This is a genomic window from Shewanella sp. 492 (assembly GCF_059338445.1).
In genome coordinates, this window is the sequence record NZ_CM181702.1 from 2,328,393 (window position 1) to 2,349,035 (window position 20,643).

At 44.2% G+C, this 20,643-nt stretch carries 15 protein-coding genes, 2 tRNA genes and 3 rRNA genes; 1 reads left to right on the top strand and 19 read right to left on the bottom strand.

Annotated features, from left to right (window positions below; genetic code table 11):
• Window positions 1-10: 10 nt before the first annotated feature.
• Both corA and AC5YBX_RS10490 read right to left on the bottom strand, forming a co-directional pair.
• Window positions 11-958 carry a magnesium/cobalt transporter CorA gene (corA, locus tag AC5YBX_RS10485; RefSeq protein WP_494518899.1) on the bottom strand — a complete coding sequence of 316 codons (948 nt, stop codon included), beginning with the start codon at window positions 956-958 and terminating at the stop codon, window positions 11-13.
• Window positions 959-1,148: 190 nt separating this feature from the next.
• Entirely contained in the window at window positions 1,149-1,514 is a 366-nt protein-coding gene (locus tag AC5YBX_RS10490) for a hypothetical protein (protein ID WP_494518898.1), read from the bottom strand.
• A 167-nt stretch (window positions 1,515-1,681) separates the two neighbouring features.
• Here AC5YBX_RS10490 and AC5YBX_RS10495 point away from each other — a divergent pair, with 167 nt between their 5' ends.
• Window positions 1,682-2,344: a YccT family protein gene (locus AC5YBX_RS10495; RefSeq protein ID WP_494518897.1), complete on the top strand. Its 663-nt coding sequence runs from the start codon at window positions 1,682-1,684 to the stop codon at window positions 2,342-2,344.
• Between the two features lie 200 nt (window positions 2,345-2,544).
• Here AC5YBX_RS10495 and rrf read toward each other — a convergent pair.
• From rrf to AC5YBX_RS10580, 17 genes are all read right to left on the bottom strand, one after another.
• Window positions 2,545-2,660: ribosomal RNA gene (gene rrf / locus AC5YBX_RS10500) — 5S ribosomal RNA — on the bottom strand.
• Window positions 2,661-2,765: 105 nt separating this feature from the next.
• Window positions 2,766-5,659: ribosomal RNA gene (locus AC5YBX_RS10505) — 23S ribosomal RNA — on the bottom strand.
• Between the two features lie 317 nt (window positions 5,660-5,976).
• Window positions 5,977-6,052, bottom strand: a tRNA-Ala gene (locus tag AC5YBX_RS10510).
• A gap of 135 nt (window positions 6,053-6,187) precedes the next feature.
• A tRNA-Ile gene (locus tag AC5YBX_RS10515) sits at window positions 6,188-6,264 on the bottom strand.
• Between the two features lie 126 nt (window positions 6,265-6,390).
• A 16S ribosomal RNA gene (locus tag AC5YBX_RS10520) occupies window positions 6,391-7,937 on the bottom strand.
• Together the 16S, 23S and 5S rRNA genes with 2 tRNA genes alongside form the textbook arrangement of a ribosomal RNA operon.
• Before the next feature lie 725 nt (window positions 7,938-8,662).
• A complete protein-coding gene (locus tag AC5YBX_RS10525) occupies window positions 8,663-9,658 on the bottom strand; it encodes a tetratricopeptide repeat protein (protein ID WP_494518895.1) in 996 nt (331 codons plus the stop codon).
• A gap of 51 nt (window positions 9,659-9,709) precedes the next feature.
• Window positions 9,710-10,681 carry a type II secretion system F family protein gene (locus AC5YBX_RS10530; RefSeq protein WP_494518894.1) on the bottom strand — a complete coding sequence of 324 codons (972 nt, stop codon included), beginning with the start codon at window positions 10,679-10,681 and terminating at the stop codon, window positions 9,710-9,712.
• Window position 10,682: 1 nt separating this feature from the next.
• Window positions 10,683-11,660, bottom strand: coding sequence for a type II secretion system F family protein (locus AC5YBX_RS10535; protein WP_494523629.1), 978 nt, complete (start codon window positions 11,658-11,660; stop codon window positions 10,683-10,685).
• A gap of 11 nt (window positions 11,661-11,671) precedes the next feature.
• Window positions 11,672-12,997, bottom strand: coding sequence for a TadA family conjugal transfer-associated ATPase (locus AC5YBX_RS10540; RefSeq protein ID WP_494523630.1), 1,326 nt, complete (start codon window positions 12,995-12,997; stop codon window positions 11,672-11,674).
• Window positions 12,998-13,012: 15 nt separating this feature from the next.
• On the bottom strand, window positions 13,013-14,260 hold the full coding sequence (locus AC5YBX_RS10545) for a CpaE/TadZ family protein (protein WP_494523631.1): 1,248 nt from the start codon (window positions 14,258-14,260) through the stop codon (window positions 13,013-13,015).
• A gap of 90 nt (window positions 14,261-14,350) precedes the next feature.
• Entirely contained in the window at window positions 14,351-14,785 is a 435-nt protein-coding gene (locus AC5YBX_RS10550) for a TadE/TadG family type IV pilus assembly protein (RefSeq protein ID WP_494523632.1), read from the bottom strand.
• Complete coding sequence (locus tag AC5YBX_RS10555) at window positions 14,782-15,255, bottom strand: TadE family protein (RefSeq protein WP_494518889.1); 474 nt, start codon at window positions 15,253-15,255, stop codon at window positions 14,782-14,784. The genes AC5YBX_RS10550 and AC5YBX_RS10555 overlap by 4 nt, the downstream gene beginning before the upstream one ends.
• Before the next feature lie 9 nt (window positions 15,256-15,264).
• Window positions 15,265-16,584, bottom strand: a complete 1,320-nt coding sequence (locus AC5YBX_RS10560) for a pilus assembly protein TadG-related protein (protein ID WP_494523633.1) — start codon at window positions 16,582-16,584, stop codon at window positions 15,265-15,267.
• On the bottom strand, window positions 16,584-16,871 hold the full coding sequence (locus AC5YBX_RS10565) for a hypothetical protein (RefSeq protein WP_494518887.1): 288 nt from the start codon (window positions 16,869-16,871) through the stop codon (window positions 16,584-16,586). Before AC5YBX_RS10565 ends, AC5YBX_RS10560 begins: the two co-directional genes overlap by 1 nt.
• A 15-nt stretch (window positions 16,872-16,886) precedes the next feature.
• Complete coding sequence (locus tag AC5YBX_RS10570; RefSeq protein WP_494523634.1) at window positions 16,887-18,344, bottom strand: type II and III secretion system protein family protein; 1,458 nt, start codon at window positions 18,342-18,344, stop codon at window positions 16,887-16,889.
• 37 nt (window positions 18,345-18,381) lie between these two features.
• Window positions 18,382-19,224 (bottom strand): Flp pilus assembly protein CpaB, encoded by an 843-nt coding sequence (gene cpaB, locus AC5YBX_RS10575; RefSeq protein ID WP_494523635.1) that lies wholly within the window; start codon window positions 19,222-19,224, stop codon window positions 18,382-18,384.
• A gap of 53 nt (window positions 19,225-19,277) precedes the next feature.
• Window positions 19,278-20,642 carry a DUF8689 domain-containing protein gene (locus tag AC5YBX_RS10580; protein ID WP_494523636.1) on the bottom strand — a complete coding sequence of 455 codons (1,365 nt, stop codon included), beginning with the start codon at window positions 20,640-20,642 and terminating at the stop codon, window positions 19,278-19,280.
• Between the last annotated feature and the right edge of the window lies 1 nt (window position 20,643).

Here is a 20,643-nt window from a genome sequence, read left to right on the forward strand (position 1 = left end):
GTGCCACTCGCTATAGCCAGCCCTTACGCTTAAAGAAAAAGTAAGTTGATGCAGCGCTACCAAACATCATCAAAATCGCCATCGGATAGCCCCACTGCCAACTCAGTTCTGGCATATTAGCAAAGTTCATTCCATAGGCACTCGCTATCACGGTCGGTGGCAGGAAAATGACCGCTGCAACCGAGAAGATTTTAATAATCTTATTTTGCTGCAAACCACTAAAGCCCATAGCAGCATCGAGCAAAAAGTTTAGCTTGTCGAAAATAAACTGACTGTGTGGCATCAGGGATTCAATATCAGACAACATCTCACGTAGATCTTTTAAATCATCATCTGTTAGCTTGCCACGATAATAGCGCTGCATATAACGCAGCGAGCGCTGGGTATCGAGCAAACTAAGGCGAATTTTACCGTTAGAATCTTCCTGTAAAGTAATTAACTTAAACACATCGTCAAGTTCATCACTTTCAAATACTCGATCGCCGACATTTTCGAGAACAGAATAAACATCCTCAATTAAATCAGATAGGTAGTCCACTTTTAGATTAAACAACTCTAAAAATAACGCTTGCGGGGTTTTCACATCCAACCTGCCCAAACGCAGGTAATTACGCAGTAAACGAATGAGGCCGACATCGTCTTCACGTAACGTCACCAAAAAATGACTACGAAGGTTAAATGATATGTTGACGCCTTTTACGTCTTGTCCAACACGCTGGGGAAACAAAGAGTTGATGTGTAAACCATCTTTATTTTGATAAAAACGCGCCGAAGCCTCAATCTCGTTAATATCTTCCTCTTCAGGCAATTCTTCTGATGAATAGCCTCGTAACCACTCACGTTCATCATCTTCGGGTTTGAACAGGTCTAGCCATAATGTCCCATCAGGAACGCTGTCTTGGACGTTCAATTCGATAATAGATAACTTATTCTCTTCATAGACATAAGCTGTGATCATATGGCCTCCTGAAAAAACACTCTGATGAAAAAGGGGTGCCATCGAAGCGCAGGGTGAATGAATCTTTATTGTACCGAATCAAGCACAATTGGCTAGCAGTTAAGATAAAACTAGTGGCATCTGCGATAACTTAATTATCAGCAATTACATGTGATGTTGTTTGATACCGACTTACGCGACAGAAATTGTGTTATTTGACATCGACTGGCGCAATAATTATCCGTTCTTGAGTCGACAAGCGGATCTTAATACCATCGACTGTAGTGAGCTCATTATCTTTTATATCCCGCTTATGCACTTGATAGATATTAACTTTATCCTCTAAAGGTGAAACAATGCTAACGCTAACAACCTGCTCCCCATCTTGCCAAGTCCAATACCAATACAGCGCGCTACCGAGCAACGCAAACACGACAAAGCCCATGGCAACATAACGAAATAGCAGTCGCTGGCCAAATTGAGTGGCGGTTTCAGTCTGCTCATAACGCGCCGGTTTACGAACATAAAATAATGCACCAGCAATAATTAACAAGGTTACCAACAATTTGGTTAGCACGGCACTCTCCATCAATAAACCGAGATAAATTATAACCCTAGCGCATTTAAATTACTGTTATTAATACCTCACACTGGACAAATTGTTGTCCATGATTTTTAACTGTCATTTTCAACATCTGACTTAAGTGCTATATAATTGTGAGCTGATCATTATCTGAGTTTTATATGAAAATACCGTATCCATTACTTTCTAAATTAGGGCTTCTCAGTGCGATGCTCATAGCGCCAACAACCTTAGCAGCTATCAGTGTCAGCTTACCGGCTAACACTAAGCCATTACTATTCAATGCACAAGAAACTGACACAACCAACTTAACCGCAGAGGATGGCGAGCAGCAGATAGTATTCAAATACCTAGCTAACTTTCGCCATCAAGGGCAAAATCAACGCTTTATATCTGAAGCTGTCATTGTGACTTTCACCGGGCAAAATGCAAAATACAAAATAAGTTTGCCCAAAATTAACTCTACTAGCGATGCAGATAAATTTAACCAACACCCCAAGGTCAGCATCATCGACGACAATGGCCAACAAATCGACTATCGTATTGATACACTAACTAAAGATGGTATCCAGATAGGTCGTAATTACCGAGAGGAGATCAATCAATATAACCTCAGCGCAGCAGCTGCAGCCATCAAGATGCAACCACAAGTTATAGCAACATCTTTGACTGCAACACAGGTTTCAGTAACTGACAGCCCTGATAATACAACTCAGATTAATATTAGTCAGATGCTCGATTTTTGGTATCAACAAGCCAATGAACAAACTCGCCAAGCATTTAAAGCCAAAATAAATGCCATTGAACCAGCCAAATCCAAGTAACCCACTGCACGTTATTCGGCTTCTTAACACAAGATAGTGAGCCAAATCTAGTTGCCACAAGGATGTGGTGAATGTTGAAGATGTGTGACCCCAACATGAATATTGGAGCTCACAACGTTAATTTCAACAGCGGTTAAACGAAAAAATCCCCAACACGAAGTGCTGGGGATTTATCGATTCTCTTTCGAGAAGTATTAGGCGTCTGGAAATGACCTACTCTCACATGGGGAGACCCCACACTACCATCGGCGCGATTGCGTTTCACTTCTGAGTTCGGGATGGGATCAGGTGGTACCACAATGCTATGGTTTCCAGACAAATTTGGAAATTTAGAAAGCTGTTTTAAATTTGAGTCACACTAAATCAAGTGTCGGTATTCTTTCGCTAAGTATTCACTTAGTTAGAAATCCTTTTGGGTTGTATGGTTAAGCCTCACGGGTCATTAGTACAAGTTAGCTCAACGCCTCACAACGCTTACACACCTTGCCTATCAACGTAGTAGTCTCCTACGGCCCTTTAGAGGACTTAAAGTCCTAGGGATGACTCATCTTAGGGCTCGCTTCCCGCTTAGATGCTTTCAGCGGTTATCGATTCCGAACGTAGCTACCGGGCAATGCCATTGGCATGACAACCCGAACACCAGCGGTTCGTCCACTCCGGTCCTCTCGTACTAGGAGCAGCTCCCTTCAATCATCCAACGCCCACGGCAGATAGGGACCGAACTGTCTCACGACGTTCTGAACCCAGCTCGCGTACCACTTTAAATGGCGAACAGCCATACCCTTGGGACCGACTTCAGCCCCAGGATGTGATGAGCCGACATCGAGGTGCCAAACACCGCCGTCGATATGAACTCTTGGGCGGTATCAGCCTGTTATCCCCGGAGTACCTTTTATCCGTTGAGCGATGGCCCTTCCATTCAGAACCACCGGATCACTATGACCTGCTTTCGCACCTGCTCGACGTGTATGTCTCGCAGTTAAGCTGGCTTATGCCATTGCACTAACCGTACGATGTCCGACCGTACTTAGCCAACCTTCGTGCTCCTCCGTTACTCTTTGGGAGGAGACCGCCCCAGTCAAACTACCCACCAGGCACTGTCCTCAACCCCGATTCAGGGGCCAGAGTTAGAACATCAACACTACAAGGGTGGTATTTCAAGGTTGACTCCACAAGAACTGGCGTTCCTGCTTCAAAGTCTCCCACCTATCCTACACATGTAGGGTCAATGTTCAGTGCCAAGCTATAGTAAAGGTTCACGGGGTCTTTCCGTCTAGCCGCGGGTATACGGCATCTTCACCGCAATTTCAACTTCACTGAGTCTCGGCTGGAGACAGCGTGGCCATCATTACGCCATTCGTGCAGGTCGGAACTTACCCGACAAGGAATTTCGCTACCTTAGGACCGTTATAGTTACGGCCGCCGTTTACCGGGGCTTCGATCATGAGCTTCTCCGAAGATAACCCAATCAATTAACCTTCCGGCACCGGGCAGGCGTCACACCGTATACTTCCTCTTGCGAGTTTGCACAGTGCTGTGTTTTTGATAAACAGTTGCAGCCACCTGGTATCTGCGACTCCCGTCAGCTTAGAGAGCAAGTCTCATCACCAACAGGAGCGTACCTTCTCCCGAAGTTACGGTACCATTTTGCCTAGTTCCTTCAGCCGAGTTCTCTCAAGCGCCTTGGTATTCTCTACCCAACCACCTGTGTCGGTTTGGGGTACGATTCCTGCTAACCTGAAGCTTAGAAGATTTTCCTGGAAGCATGGCATCAACTACTTCAGTTCCGTAGAACCTCGTCGTCAACTCTCAGTGTATGTGCACCCGGATTTGCCTAAGTGCACCACCTACAGCCTTAAACGCGGACAACCAACGCCGCGCTAGCCTAGCCTTCTCCGTCTCTCCATCGCAGTTAGCAGAAGTACAGGAATATTAACCTGTTTCCCATCGACTACGCCTTTCGGCCTCGCCTTAGGGGTCGACTCACCCTGCCCTGATTAACATTGGACAGGAACCCTTGGTCTTTCGGCGAGGGGGTTTTTCACCCCCTTTATCGTTACTCATGTCAGCATTCGCACTTCTGATACCTCCAGCGTGGGTTACCCCTTCACCTTCAACGGCTTACAGAACGCTCCTCTACCGCACTAGCGCAAGCGCTAGTACCCATAGCTTCGGTGTATTGCTTAGCCCCGTTAAATCTTCCGCGCAGGCCGACTCGACTAGTGAGCTATTACGCTTTCTTTAAATGATGGCTGCTTCTAAGCCAACATCCTAGCTGTCTAAGCCTTCCCACATCGTTTCCCACTTAGCAATAACTTTGGGACCTTAGCTGATGGTCTGGGTTGTTTCCCTTTTCACGACGGACGTTAGCACCCGCCGTGTGTCTCCCGAGTAGTACTCATTGGTATTCGGAGTTTGCAAAGGGTTGGTAAGTCGGGATGACCCCCTAGCCTTAACAGTGCTCTACCCCCAATGGTATTCGCTCGAGGCGCTACCTAAATAGCTTTCGAGGAGAACCAGATATCTCCCGGTTTGATTGGCCTTTCACCCCCAGCCACAAGTCATCACCGCATTTTTCAACATACGTGTGTTCGGTCCTCCAGTTGATGTTACTCAACCTTCAACCTGCCCATGGCTAGATCACCGGGTTTCGGGTCTACACCTTGCAACTAAACGCGCAGTTAACACTCGGTTTCCCTACGGCTCCGCTATTCGCTTAACCTCGCTACAAAATGTAAGTCGCTGACCCATTATACAAAAGGTACGCAGTCACGGTCTCAAGAACCGCTCCCACTGCTTGTACGTATACGGTTTCAGGTTCTATTTCACTCCCCTCACAGGGGTTCTTTTCGCCTTTCCCTCACGGTACTGGTTCACTATCGGTCAGTCAGGAGTATTTAGCCTTGGAGGATGGTCCCCCCATGTTCAGACAAGATGTCACGTGTCCCGTCCTACTCGTTTTCACGTAAAGTTAGTTTTCATGTACGGGGCTATCACCCTGTGCCGCTGTGCTTTCCAACACATTCCACTAACACCCTCTACGCTTAAGGGCTAATCCCCGTTCGCTCGCCGCTACTAGGGGAATCTCGGTTGATTTCTTTTCCTCCGGGTACTTAGATGTTTCAGTTCCCCGGGTTCGCCTCACAACACTATGTATTCATGTTGTGATACATGCTTATGCATGTGGGTTTCCCCATTCGGACATCGTTAGCTCAAATGCTTGTTACTAGCTCGCCAACGCTTTTCGCAAGTTACTACGTCCTTCATCGCCTCTGACTGCCAAGGCATCCACCGTATACGCTTAGTCACTTAACCATACAACCCAAATGAGTTTCACAAGGAAACAAACTTTATCAAGCGGGTAAGCTTGATGTTGTATCGCAACTAATGGTGTTTACTTTCGCCAAAAGAATACTCATGAATCATCATTACAATGACTCGGCACTTGATTTAAGTGTTTGAGAACTCAATTTTAATTTTCGCGTCAATGCTACAAATAATCACGTACAAGTACGTCACTATCCCTTTCACATTAACACTATCAGCTTTCCAAATTTTTAAAGAGCGGGCTTAAAAAAGCCAAAGATAAATTTTGCATTTATCTTTGGCATCTCTATCCATGTGCAAGTAAATGGTGGAGCTATGCGGGATCGAACCGCAGACCTCCTGCGTGCAAGGCAGGCGCTCTCCCAGCTGAGCTATAGCCCCATTTACATGCAGTCAAACAAATATATCGAATGCCAAATAATTTTGGCGAAGCCAAATCGAGTTTAGTCAAGGTAACTTGTTGCGACGTTTAGTTCACTAAACGAGTAATAAGTTAACATAGAATAAACGAAGATTTGGTGGGTCAGAGTGGACTTGAACCACCGACCTCACCCTTATCAGGGGTGCGCTCTAACCAGCTGAGCTACAGACCCATTCTTTTTGGTTATTTAATTCTAACTGAATCAAATCCCTCAAAAATTATCTTTCGATATTTTGCTCTTTCTTTCTATCAAGTAATCTGTGTGAACACTCAACAAACATTAAGTTAGTCGTATAGGTAAGGAGGTGATCCAGCCCCAGGTTCCCCTAGGGCTACCTTGTTACGACTTCACCCCAGTCATGAACCACACCGTGGTAAACGCCCTCCTCGAAAGGTTAAGCTATCTACTTCTGGTGCAGCCCACTCCCATGGTGTGACGGGCGGTGTGTACAAGGCCCGGGAACGTATTCACCGTGGCATTCTGATCCACGATTACTAGCGATTCCGACTTCATGGAGTCGAGTTGCAGACTCCAATCCGGACTACGACAAGCTTTGTGAGATTAGCTCCACCTCGCGGCTTTGCAACCCTCTGTACTTGCCATTGTAGCACGTGTGTAGCCCTACTCGTAAGGGCCATGATGACTTGACGTCGTCCCCACCTTCCTCCGGTTTATCACCGGCAGTCTCCCTAAAGTTCCCACCATTACGTGCTGGCAAATAAGGATAAGGGTTGCGCTCGTTGCGGGACTTAACCCAACATTTCACAACACGAGCTGACGACAGCCATGCAGCACCTGTCTCAGAGTTCCCGAAGGCACTAAGCTATCTCTAGCGAATTCTCTGGATGTCAAGAGTAGGTAAGGTTCTTCGCGTTGCATCGAATTAAACCACATGCTCCACCGCTTGTGCGGGCCCCCGTCAATTCATTTGAGTTTTAACCTTGCGGCCGTACTCCCCAGGCGGTCTACTTAATGCGTTAGCTTGGGAGCCCAGTGCTCAAGGCACCAAACTCCGAGTAGACATCGTTTACGGCGTGGACTACCAGGGTATCTAATCCTGTTTGCTCCCCACGCTTTCGTACCTGAGCGTCAGTCTTTGTCCAGGGGGCCGCCTTCGCCACCGGTATTCCTTCAGATCTCTACGCATTTCACCGCTACACCTGAAATTCTACCCCCCTCTACAAGACTCTAGTCTGCCAGTTCGAAATGCAATTCCCAGGTTGAGCCCGGGGCTTTCACATCTCGCTTAACAAACCGCCTGCGTACGCTTTACGCCCAGTAATTCCGATTAACGCTTGGACCCCTCGTATTACCGCGGCTGCTGGCACGAAGTTAGCCGGTCCTTCTTCTGCGAGTAACGTCACACCTAAACGCTATTAACGCTTAAGCTTTCCTCCTCGCTGAAAGTGCTTTACAACCCGAAGGCCTTCTTCACACACGCGGCATGGCTGCATCAGGCTTGCGCCCATTGTGCAATATTCCCCACTGCTGCCTCCCGTAGGAGTCTGGGCCGTGTCTCAGTCCCAGTGTGGCTGATCATCCTCTCAGAACAGCTAGGGATCGTCGCCTTGGTGAGCCATTACCTCACCAACTAGCTAATCCCACCTAGGTACATCCAATCGCAGAAGGCCCGAAGGTCCCCTCTTTTCCCCCGTAGGGCGTATGCGGTATTAGCAGTCGTTTCCAACTGTTATCCCCCTCGACTGGGCAGTTCCCTAGGCATTACTCACCCGTCCGCCGCTCGTCAGCAAAGAAAGCAAGCTTTCTTCCTGTTACCGCTCGACTTGCATGTGTTAGGCCTGCCGCCAGCGTTCAATCTGAGCCATGATCAAACTCTTCAATTAAAGTTTTGTTGTTTGACTTACGTCAAACGGCTCAACGAATTCTGTTCGAACTAATCTTGCGATTAATTCTTTGTACATATTGCTATGAACACTCATCACCTCTCGTGAGAGAAAGTGAAAGAATTGGTTGATTTAATTCTTTGATTGCCAACCCTAAGGTTAGGCAATTTCGATTAACTCAACACCTGTGAGTGTCCACACAGATTACTTGATAAATTGTTAAAGAGCGTTAGCACATCTCGGTAGTTCCAAGTGGCTAGGGCTGCGTATTCTACGCAATCCGTGGTTCGCGTCAAGCAGTTTTTGAAAACTTTTTGACGCGGTACTTTTCAGTGCCTGACCACGCTGTAAGCTAGGTGTTTAACCAAGTTACTTAGTGCTTTACGACTTGTCTCTGCGAGCTTCGCCGTGTCAGTGGTTGCGCATTATAGGGATTGCTAATGATAGCGCAACCCTTATTTTTACCACACTGGAGCGTTCGCTTAAAAATCCACCCACCGAGGCTTTCTAGCACAATATTAGTACACTGTTTACCCTGTTAATCCTATGCCTAGGTACTCTTGTAGGGCGATACGTAGGAAGATGTTTTGAGTTAGTGCTTATGACTGCAGTTCGTTTTTCCTTTAATAGTTTTAGAATAATCCCTGTGAAAACCATATTGCCCAAGCCAAGATGCCTCAAAAAAAGACCTAGCAACTGCCAAGTCAGGTTAATACAATATTTTGTTAATTAATTTTAGAGGCTAATGCTATCTTAAGGTTTTTCTGTGCTCGCTCAAAATAGGTTGGCGAAGTGTCTATCGCTTGCTTAAACAGAGTGATCGCTTGCTCATACTTTCCTTCTAACATTAAAAAGTATCCAAGATCATTTAATGCATCGGCTGTGGACATCGTCTGCTCGAAACTAGCTAAAGCTTTTCGATAGGATCCTTTACGTATGTATACCAAACCTAAATTTGACCAGGCTCGACTAAAACTAGGATCTGCTCTTAATGCCTGCTTGAGATAGGCTTCCGCTTGTTCGTAGTCACCAACGAGATAAAATGAGTAACCTATATTAGTCGCGATTACCGACGATTGTGGTTGAAAAGCTAATATCAACAAAAAATAAGTTCTAGCCGCCTGATGATGATTCTCCAGATCTTCTAAAATCCCCAGCGCGTTGTACACTCGTAAAGGAGACAACTCATCTAAAGCAAGGTTGCTTGCTTTAGCTGTATTAGTCTTCCGCTCAGCTAATCTTTGTTGATCGAGCATGACCGTTTTTTCAAGATGTTTGCGAGCCAATGCATATTGACGTCGGTCAATCTCAAGTATCCCTAATTCAGCATTGACCAATATATGATCAGGGGCGATAACTAAGGCTTCGTTATACGCTTTAAACGCAATCTCTTTATTCCCTTTAGCCAAATGTATTCGAGCAATTTGATAAAAGGTATCGGCATTGTTCTGATTAAAATCTAGCGCTTGAATATAAGCATATAGTGCCTTATCGAGATCACCCGCTCGCTCAGCATTGATGGCTCGATCAAGTGCATCCTCCTCAGACAAAGGCGCACTTACACCTAAAGCAACTTGTGATTGTCCCTGATATAGATCTTGGCGCTGCGGTTTTGTTGAAATTTGAACTTCCTCATTGGTAGACGCGCAGCCACTCAGCATGAGAGTAAATACCAATGCCATAACAGCCAAGCGCTGCTCTCCCCAATACCTTATAAACATAAACTCGCTCCCTGATTTATTTCATTACTCGCATATGGCCACATTCTATGTTTAGAAAGCTTGCCCCCAGACTTTCATCACTTTCAGTACAGCTGGACCCACGGCAACAATAAAGAAAGAGGGCCATATACAAAACATCATCGGAAATATCATTTTTACAGCCATCTTGGCTGCTTGTTCTTCAGCTTGTTGTAAGCGTTTATCTCGATACTCTTCCGAAAATACCCTTAATGTAGCAGCAATCCCAGTACCTAATCTCATACTCTGTGAAATAGCCGAATTGAGTCCCTTAATATCTTCTAGACCTGTGCGCTCTGTAAACTCATTCAAGGCCACTTTTATTGTCAGACCTGCTCTAACTTTATTACACACTAATTCGAGTTCACTGGATAAATCGGGATGACTTAATGACAGCTCTCTGGCTACACGCTGTAAAGCTGCTAAAAGTCCTAATCCAGCCTCACAACAAACAACGAGTAGATCAAGTGCATCGGGAAATCCAATCCGCAATGCACGCATACGTTTATTCGCCATATAGGTCAAAATCATTGATGGAGCCAAAAAGAAAACGCCCATGATCAAACAAACTAAATAGATACTGATCATGGCTGACAACTCATTAAAATATTGCAGCAGCACAATAGAGATCACTGCACCAATCAAGAGCAACAAGAGCCGAATGGCACTAAATACCGCTAATGCATTATCTGAATGCAAGCCAGCATGGATCAGTAGTCGACGGGTTTCATCATTCGATAGATTCAAAAAAGAGAGTTTACCTAGCTTACCAATACCATGCTCTAAGGTTTTATTGACTTCACTCTGCTCATCAACAACTGATTGACTCTTATCGCCTGTAATATGCTGCAAACGCTTCCTTACGGGAGAGTAGACACCGCTAATGAGAAATGAAACAGAGAGTGCTAATGTTATTCCCGCTATCGCAGCAACAATGTAAATAGCCCATTTTACATGTTGGGGATCGTCAAAAGCCTGATTTATAAGTCCTATTAAGTAGTCCATATCACATATCAATCCTAATCAGTTTACTGATCCAAAGCCCACCCAGTGTCATGCCAATCGCGCCCCATACTAATAAGCGTCGCCCATCTTCAGTTCCTGTCAGTTCGCCAACATAGCTAGGGGTTTGTAAGTAAATCACCGCAAAGAGTACGAATGGCAATAAAATTAAGATCCAAGCAGAAAGCCGTCCCTCTGCTGATAGAGTTCTCACTCGACGTCGAAACATAAAACGTTTACGGATAACTTTTGACAAGTTATCGATATTTTCCGCTAAATTACCACCCGTTTCTTTCTGTACCATAATCGCGCTTGAAAATGCCATTGCAGACACACTTGGTACACGTTCAATAAATCCGAGAATAGCTCTTTTAGTATCTTTACTGTAATTGATATTTGCGAACATTAGGCTGAATTCTTTAGCCAATGGACCATCCATCTCTTCAGTCACTAACTTAATGGCATCAGAAAAAGAATAACCAGCTTGTAAGGCTCGTCTTAACACATCAAGCGCATCGGGAAAGCTGGCTTCAATTGCATCCATCCTTTTAGCTGTATCCCTATTGAGCTTAAAAAAGAACAACATGAAAACCATCAAAATAGCAAACAGAGTCATTAATGGTTCGCGCATATACCACCAGCTCGCCACTCCTACCAAACTGGCTATAGCTAGTGTCAACAGCAAGAATTGGTGACCTAACAAACGGTAATCAGCCAGTTCAAGTCGATAACTTAAATCTTCTATAAAACCTATATGCTCTAATGCTCGACCTATTGCGCCCACTTTACTTAATCGGTTTTTCCTCAGTAACGATGTTTCAAGTACACCATCACCCGATTCTTGCGATAACTTCTGTAAGCGTTTACGAACCTGTGCTGTGTTAGCACGCTGTGGACTGTATACGGGTAAAAACAGGGCTTGAGAAAGAAAAATAACAGCGATGAATATTAACCCTAAAAATATCATTTCATTGGAAGGCATAGATAAAGCTCCTAGAACTTAGCGAAAGGATCACCACAATTAAATAATTGATATGGTAAATCGATGCCATGTTGTTTGAGTTTAGAATGAAAACCTGGTATTACGCCAGTTGCCTCAAAACGCCCCTTAATTTGACCTTGTTCATCGATACCTTCGCGGGTAAAACGGAATATCTCCGACATGGTAATGATATCCCCTTCCATACCGTTAATTTCCTGAATACTAATTACGCGCCTGCGTCCATCTTCTTGGCGTTCAAGCTGAACCACCAAATCTATCGCTGAAGCAATTTGAGTTCTAATATTACTCACTGGCATATCAAATCCAGCCATACAGACCATGTATTCTAATCTGCCGAGTGCATCTCGAGGGCTGTTGGCGTGCAATGTTGTGAGCGATCCTTCATGACCAGTATTCATCGCTGTAAGCATATCTAATGCTTCACCACCACGGACCTCTCCCACAACGATTCTATCTGGTCGCATTCGCAAACAGTTTTTGACGAGATCTCGCTGAGTCACCTCACCACGACCTTCAATATTTTGTGGACGAGTCTCTAACCTAACGGTATGGGGCTGTTGTAATTGGAGTTCAGCTGAATCTTCAATCGTCACAATACGCTCATTAGAGGGAATATAGCCAGACAGCATATTAAGTAAGGTTGTTTTACCACTACCGGTTCCGCCTGATACCAATACATTTAACTTGCCTTTAACCGCGCCTTGGAGCAGTTCAACCATTTCTGCAGTGATCGAGCCATATTCGATCAACTCTTTTGCGGTCAATTTATCGACAGAAAAGCGTCGAATAGAGAGCGAAGGGCCATCTAAGGCTAAAGGAGGAATAATCGCATTGACCCTAGAGCCATCAGCTAATCGAGCATCAACCATAGGAGAGGACTCATCAATACGGCGTCCGACACTAGAAACAATACGGTCAATTATATTGAGCAGGTGGGCATTGCTATGAAACTTAATATTTACGGGTTCTAATTTACCTCGACGCTCGACATAAACCCTATCAAAAGAGTTGACCAAAATGTCAGAGATCGTCGGATCCGCCAATAAGGTCTCTAATGGCCCTAAGCCTAACACTTCATCTATTATGAGTTTTATTAATCTTTTTCTAGAGGCTAGATTAATTGGAACATGCAGTTCATTAATAAGCCGTTCGCATATTTCACTTATTTGACCACGAGCTTGGTCTGCTGAAACAGTTTCAATCAATGAAAGATCCATCACGCTGAGTAATTTATCATACAGTTTGATCTTGAGCTGTTGCTCTTCAACACTCAGGGGTTGATAACTATCTTTACCAGCCAAACTCATATTATCCATAATCTGATGCCTCAACTAATGCCCCAATAAACGCGCCCAAAAACCTTTCGCTTGCTTTGCTTCACTGCCTTTAGCAGGAATTAATTGTTGTGTTAACTCTAGTAAGTCAAGATACATTCGTTGTTTTTTAGCTATTTCAGTAATGGGCTTACCTAAATCCTCACACTGGCTCGCTAAATTATAATCATTCTCTACAACAAACACAGAGTCGATACCGACTGCCTGCTTAATATCATTTAATTTTATTTGAGTATCTGACTTATCATATCGATTAACTAATATATGGATCCTATCCTTGGTAATGCCCAAATGATTAATCAATTGTTGAATAAGCGCCTTCACCTCTCGAATGATGATTAAATTTTGTTGTGCCACCACTAAAATATCGGCATTACGAAGTAACTCTATATTCCAATACTCTGGACCACGAGAGTAATCCAAAATAACCTGATCATTATATTGACGACATTTCCATAATAAGTCATATATATTTTCCAACTTAATATCATGGTGTAAGTTCAATAATGAAAAAGGAGCCGCCGCTAGCAAATGTAACTTGCCTTTCGATATCATTGCACTACGCAATGCCACCTCATCTAGCTCATCTAACGCCTGTAAAGCATCAACAAGGTAATAATTGGGTTCAACCCCTAAAATATGAGCCAACGCACCATGATGTAAATCGGTATCTAACAAAGCCACATCCATATCACCACGCTCAGCGGCGATGGCGGCCAGACTTGATGCAATAAAACTTGCACCAGACCCCCCCTTACCGTTAACCACGGCTAATACAGGCGCAAGATCAGCCTTAGTGTTTAACTGCTGTGCAATATTTTTAAGCGCGGTGATCAATTCAATATCGGGTGCATCCAGAGGAATAAAATCACTTACTCCATATTGAAATGCATGCCGTAATACTTTTTGTGGCGTATCTCTCCCAAGAATAATCACCTCTGATTTATAACTAGCAGCGCATGCTAAGGCTTGTTGAGCTAATACCTCTTCATTTGGGATCACCAATAAAATTAAGTTAAACGACTTACCTGAAACATCGGTATTTTTACTTCCAGTTAAATCTGCCGTCTTTTCCCAATGTAAATTGACACATTGCGTTAAATTAGCCTCAATTTGGGGTAAAAACTCTTTTTTCACATCGATCAACAAGACATTGAGTGGAGAAGGCATATAAAAATCCATTTTCTCCTCCAAATTTAACGCATCACTCGATTCTGTAGTAAACAATTTTAATGGTTTTTCCATATAATCAACCTTGAATGACAACAACTGACCCTATCATTACTATAGTCGTTAATGTTAAACAATAAACTATTATTATTGACAGACCGTTTATTATTGACAGACAGTTGCTCCTCCGGGGAAAACCCCTAAACTCTCCCTCGGTAGGGTAGTTGTAAAGACAGGCGAGTTTAACGTCATGCGTAAACCTGGTACCCAAAATTCATGCTGATAATTTTTAATTTCTGCTTTGACAAGTTCGATATCGGCTCCTGTTGCCGCTAAACCACCACGATCAAGATAGCTAATGTCTAGGTTGTCTGCCGTCAAGTTAGGCACTAAATTTGCGCCATTAAACAGGGCTAAGCTGTCGATATTGGTGCTCGTTTGACAGACGATAGCTAATCTGGCCGCACGGCGAGATGCTTCTTGCAATACATTATAGGTGTATATGAGTCTGCCAACTTCTATTGCACTAAATAACAAAATAAAAAAAACGCCAGCAACAATAGCGAACTCAACCGTATAGACTCCCTTTTGCGGCTTCATAATGCGGTTACCGCGTAGTGAGTATTCAAGTTAAAACTAAGATCAATCTCATCGCCCAAACCAAATGTGGTTAGTTTTTCGCCAAATAAAGGTTGCCAATTGTAGGACACAGAAATAACTAACCGACGACTGCCTACTGGTGACTCACTAATAGTAATATCAGCCGGGCTTAATCCTTTTAATAATGGGCTTTGCCCTCCACTCACATTGCCATAAATAAGTAAGTTTTTGGTTTCTGAAATACAATAACCACACTCCTCATCAATAAACGGTGAAGGCAGCAATGTGGTTTGTCGGGTATCGGCATGAGCGCCTAAATAGACACCAGCATCGCGAACTAATTTCGTCAGGGTATTATATTGAAATATAAAACGGCCCAACTCACCCGTTGCAAACACCAGCAGTAACATAAAGGGCAATAGAATGGTCATCTCTACTGCCGCGATGCCCTTTTGTAACGAATAGTTCATAGCGTTCTCCTAAGAGTCTGGACTATCAGGATCTTTATACAGCACTATGGTGTGGTTGTTACTGACAAAATCAGGATCAACCGATGCACTCCCAGTGCCGGGACACTCGGTAACAAACTCCCCCACCACAAAAGACTCTTGTCCACCTTGATCAACATCTTGCACTAAGAAAAAACAGCCTGTGGTTTTTACCTCGATATCTGTCTGTCCGTTGCTAATCCCATCACACAAACCAATAACCACAGGCATCTCTCTACGGCTATTAGGCTCGATAGTATCATCGATACAATTCCCCGTATTACTATCGGCTAAATAATCGGCATAGCTATAGTAGTCCGCATTGGGGTTTTCTATATTGCCATCATTATCAATCGTGATGCGCACTCCTTGGCATATATTGCGATCCCTTGGATGGTCAGCAGGATCCAACCCACCGCCTTGCCACTGACCAAAACGGGTGTTAAGCCCTTGAGCAACGGGACCAACATTATTACCTGTCTTAGTTGGCACCAAATCCCCCGCTCCAACACAAGTATCAGTTGAATACCCCCCTGCCAATGCCGTTCGTAAAATATCCGCCCCCGTACCCTCTAGTGCCAGCAACTGAAAATTACCCGGGCCTATTGCGGGCGCATTAGCTTGTCCCGATCCCGACTTCATGGCGTACAGGCTGTTAGTCACTATGCCAAAGGGGGCTGCGACCTGCTGACCACTGGCGTCAGTTACCGTATAGTCAGGATCATCATTGACTGCACATACCAGTAACGGCACAAGTTTATTATTACAGGTGATATCGGTACTGCGCCCAGCAACGGCTGAAGCCCTAACACGTTTGTTAAAGTTCAACAGCTGGGCAAGAAAATTATCTAAACCGACATTTTCAACTTTTACTCGAACATACTCACTGCCCTCAATTGCGACTGGAATAAATGGATCGGGTAAGGCGGAAAATTCAACTGATATGTGACTGGTTACAGAATTGGTGCTGTAATCAGCAGGCGTAAAACTGATGTTAGTTTCGAGTTCATTATTTTCTTTAAATGCAAGATTTTGAGTCAACATACTCACCGCAGCCTGCCTAGCTTCGGCTAATGTGGCTCCATTATCGAGCACTTTAGCCGCATGCAAGGCTGATGCATCAACTGCATTTTGCAAGCGACTTTTACTGAGTAACATATGACCACCATCAAGCGCCAAAGCCGCCACTGCAAGTAACGAAAATAATCCTATGGTAAACATCACTAAAATTGCACCGCGTTGACGGCCTGAGTCGAGATTCGATATTGAATCGCGACTTGTGGTGATACATATTTTCAAGCTTTTCATCATCATTGTTCCAATATAGTCGACGAGCTAAGCTCTTTCGCCTTAATAGGAGCTTCATTACTATCTCGGTACTTCAAGATCACTTTACGGCCATAGTTACCCTCGAGACTTAAGACTAAGCCATCGTTACGCACTGATGCCTCAGGATCGAGAATTTGAACATTTTTAACCTGTTGATAGCTCTCTCCCATCTCGAAATTATGTTCATTGGCACAAGCAGATAAAAACAAACTGAGTAAGACCACGGCCCACTTGTGCACCACACTGGCTCTGATATTAAAATGACTCATACTTAACACTCCAATCTACAGTGAATGCCCATATTTTTGTTGAGTACCACTATTTTCAATGTTGACATTAGACATCACGGGCTCGTATGGCGTCTGGGTTTTATCCTCAGGGCGCTCTTTGGTCGAGCTCTTACCTAGCAAATAAAACTCAACATCAGAGGGGGCAACAAATCCATCAGTAGGCAAAGTGATATCTTTTTTATTGAAAGGTCTTACAAGGCGAGGCGTCACTAAAATCACTAACTCGGTTTGACCACTCCGAAAACTCTTACTGGAAAAGAGCTGCCCTAATACTGGAACATCGCCAAGACCCGGTACCTTATCGATATTTTCTCGCAAGTTATCACTGATCAAGCCGCTTATCGCAATCGTTTGGCCATCGGCTAACTCAACCGTTGTGGCGGTACTGCGTTTAACCAAAGAGGGGACCACCAATACTGCACTCGTATTATTGCCAGATAACGACACAGAATTGGCATTACTCACTTCGCTCACGACTACGTTTAAATTTAAGTTTATCTGGCCAGAATCTAATACTGTAGGGAGAAATTTCACCCCAACACCAAAATCACGATATTGAATGGTAGTACTGCCATTGGTATCTGGAACTGGAATGGGGAATTCACCACCAGATAAAAATTCAGCCGTTTGACCACTCATGGCGGTAACATTTGGCTCGGCTAACACTTTGGCCAATCCATTTTGTTTAGCCACATCAAGGGCAAAGTTCATTAATAAATCTTGATTAATATACTGAGCAAAAAAACCTTTACTACTAATCCCGCCGATAGCGGAGTCAACAAACCCACCACCGCCACCGACGACACCGCCAGAAAGGTTTGATCCTTGATTAAATATCAAAAACTTAGAATCAAATTGACGCGCAATTTCACGTTGAACTTCTGCCACTACTACCTCTAACATGACTTGATGCCCGCCTCCAATGGTCATCATATTTAGCACGGTACTTTTGGGTTTGCCCACTGTAGGCGATGAATCCACATAAGCCTGAGCTAACTCGACGGCGGTATTCATTTTTTGTAAATTAGAGGCTTGACCACTTAACAATAGTTGCCCCTGAGAGGTTTGCACCGCCAGATTTTCAGTGGGTAAAAACTCATGTAAACGCAGTTTTAAACCATTTAAATCATGGGTCACTTCTATATCCATGACACTGGTTAATATTTCATTTTCATCCCAAATCATCACATTGGTACTACCCAGCTTTTTGCCTAATATATATAGGTTGTTTTTGGGCAATAGCTTGATATCAGCGATATCAGGGTTGCCGACAGAGACTCTATGTACTGATTTAGGTAGTTGTAAAACACGAGACTTAAAAATAGGGATCTGCTTTAGCTCTTTTGCCCCCTCAAATGGCCCACCTGCCATGACTGGTAGATGTATCAAGGCCGAAATGAATACCAAGAACACGCATCCTAGCTCCCAAGTTTTGCCAGTCGAACGCAGCATAGTCCACTCCTTTTCAACCTTTTGGTTGTATTAAATATTAGTCATTCACCTTAACTTCTTGCTCTTTCATTCCCTTCAATATCAGGACTTTCGCTTTAGCATTAGACTGAGCATAAACCACTTTCTCCGTTGGCATGGCAGGCTTAACAGTGGCTGACGGCTGTGTCTCTACAAGTGGTTTTATCGGCTCGAGCTGCACGACTTTCTCTTGATTGAGCAGAGCCACTTCAACCTGTGCATCATCATTGGGGTTTCTTAAGGCTAACTGCAATGAGCCACGTCCTTTAGCAACCAACAACTGCTCGGCTTGATCCATGCTCAGCTCTAAGGTAACTGCACGAACCAGCATGGGTTTATTTTCATCATTCGACGCTCGTTGATCGATAGCCAGAATTTTTACGTTAGAGAGCACTACATCAGTTTTATAATCGCCCTCTTTAAAGAGGTTAATCACATCCACTCGGTTTCCGGGCAATAAGAAACCCGCTACGCCAACCACATCATTTACCCTGATGGTAACCGCACGCATGTTAGGTTGAATAAGGCTAGCTAGTGTGCTGCCTTCACCTTTGTTAGTGAGTTTTTCTTGGCGTAATATTTCACCAGGATAGAGTTTTTGATTAACGACTTTACCTTCGGCATCTTCAAACTTTGTCACCGAGCCTTGAGGTACTATACCTTCGGGCACGGGCGTTAAGACTAAATGTTTACGATCGATAATGGTGCCCATAGGCACTAGGCTAGAGACAGTGACAACACTGGTGGTATCAGCCACATTAGCAACACTGCTGTTAGACTCGAGCCAATTTTGAGCGAGGAAAACCGCCATCACACCAAATATCAGCGACAAGACGACAAAAAGAATCGTTTTGTTATTCATAGTGAACTCCCGTTGTTAACTAAAATGTTAACTAAAACATATCTTTATTTTCATTATTCAACAAAATAGATGGACCAAGCAGAGTCAATGAGTGATGGTGTTACCTCTGGTTTAAGTTTCATAAAACAGATCTGATCAGACATGATCCCGAGTAAGTCACGTGGATAACAAGGGATCAGTGGCTTAGCGAATTTTTGATGGTATTGGTTAATCAAATGCAAAAACGTCTCTTCACTGCAACTCAGCCCAAGCTCATCACACACCCGAAACCAAATTTTACGGTAAAGCTGTGCATCTAATGCCTCAAAATGGATCTTGTACCCGAGTCGTCGAAGAAATGCTTCATCGACTAATTCTTTAGGATCTAGGTTAGTAGAGAAGAGTAGAATCAGCTCGAATGGGATCTCAAAATGTTCGCCCGACTGTAAATTTAAAAAGTCTCTATGCTCTTCCATCGGAATAATCCAACGGTTAAAAAGCTGTTTGGCGCTGATACGTTGCCGACCTAAATCATCGAGCAATAAAATGCCATTATTGGCTTTGAGCTGCAGCGGGGCCATATAGGTGCGGCTGTGAGTATCAAACTGTACTTCTAACATTTCAGCAGTAAGCTCACCGCCGGTGATCCTCAGAGGGCGTTGACACTTGATCCATCTTGGATCGTGACCGCTGCCTAAGTCTAAAGGGTTCTTTATCGCCTCCACTTCTGTGCGATGATGCAACTCAGGGTCAAAAACTTGTATGATTTCATTCCCTATGGCAATCGCATAGGGAATAAGTACCGCATCGCCTAAAGTAAGATTAAGGTGACGACACAGGTAACTTTTACCTGTGCCCGGTGGGCCATAGATCAATACTGGCCGACTGGAATTCATGGCAGGCCCGATTTTATAAAGCAGATCTTGGGGTAACACGAGCGCCTTAAGGCCTTGTTCGAGCATCTCATAGGTGATGGGGCGAGCTCGGCTCGATTGCTGCTTACAGATGGGAATATATTGTTTAAGCGGCACGGGAGCGAGACCGAGATAACCGCTGCGGCTAAAAACCAACTTAGCATGTATCTCACCCGTATGACTCAAGGCATAGCGCATCTGACCATCTGCTGTAGTCTGACGGTTTTCAACCCAACCTAACTTTTTGGCGGTATCGAGCAGGTATTGTAAAATCCCCCCAGTTATACCCATTTTAGCAACCATCAACTCTTTGGTGAGCACTCCTGCGCTAAATATATGTTTTACCAAGAGATCTAACAATAAGGACTCTGAAAGCCCTGTGGCGTCTAAGGTAATAGGCTTAGGCGCTAATTGACTAACGTCTACAACATTTTGAGGTTCAGTCTGTTGCAACTCTGTATGTTGCGACAATGGCTTAGACAATGGCTCAACTGTCGCATTATGGTCCACATCCGCTCGCAACATA

Coding starts and splice junctions, on each gene's coding strand:
- AC5YBX_RS10565 (WP_494518887.1), bottom strand. CDS start 16,871: ATGAGTCATTTTAATATCAGAGCCAGTGTGGTGCACAAGTGGGCCGTG.
- AC5YBX_RS10555 (WP_494518889.1), bottom strand. CDS start 15,255: ATGAACTATTCGTTACAAAAGGGCATCGCGGCAGTAGAGATGACCATT.
- AC5YBX_RS10535 (WP_494523629.1), bottom strand. CDS start 11,660: ATGCCTTCCAATGAAATGATATTTTTAGGGTTAATATTCATCGCTGTT.
- AC5YBX_RS10550 (WP_494523632.1), bottom strand. CDS start 14,785: ATGAAGCCGCAAAAGGGAGTCTATACGGTTGAGTTCGCTATTGTTGCT.
- AC5YBX_RS10560 (WP_494523633.1), bottom strand. CDS start 16,584: ATGATGAAAAGCTTGAAAATATGTATCACCACAAGTCGCGATTCAATA.
- AC5YBX_RS10570 (WP_494523634.1), bottom strand. CDS start 18,344: ATGCTGCGTTCGACTGGCAAAACTTGGGAGCTAGGATGCGTGTTCTTG.
- AC5YBX_RS10495 (WP_494518897.1), top strand. CDS start 1,682: ATGAAAATACCGTATCCATTACTTTCTAAATTAGGGCTTCTCAGTGCG.
- AC5YBX_RS10580 (WP_494523636.1), bottom strand. CDS start 20,642: ATGTTGCGAGCGGATGTGGACCATAATGCGACAGTTGAGCCATTGTCT.
- AC5YBX_RS10525 (WP_494518895.1), bottom strand. CDS start 9,658: ATGTTTATAAGGTATTGGGGAGAGCAGCGCTTGGCTGTTATGGCATTG.
- AC5YBX_RS10545 (WP_494523631.1), bottom strand. CDS start 14,260: ATGGAAAAACCATTAAAATTGTTTACTACAGAATCGAGTGATGCGTTA.
- corA (WP_494518899.1), bottom strand. CDS start 958: ATGATCACAGCTTATGTCTATGAAGAGAATAAGTTATCTATTATCGAA.
- AC5YBX_RS10540 (WP_494523630.1), bottom strand. CDS start 12,997: ATGGATAATATGAGTTTGGCTGGTAAAGATAGTTATCAACCCCTGAGT.
- cpaB (WP_494523635.1), bottom strand. CDS start 19,224: ATGAATAACAAAACGATTCTTTTTGTCGTCTTGTCGCTGATATTTGGT.
- AC5YBX_RS10530 (WP_494518894.1), bottom strand. CDS start 10,681: ATGGACTACTTAATAGGACTTATAAATCAGGCTTTTGACGATCCCCAA.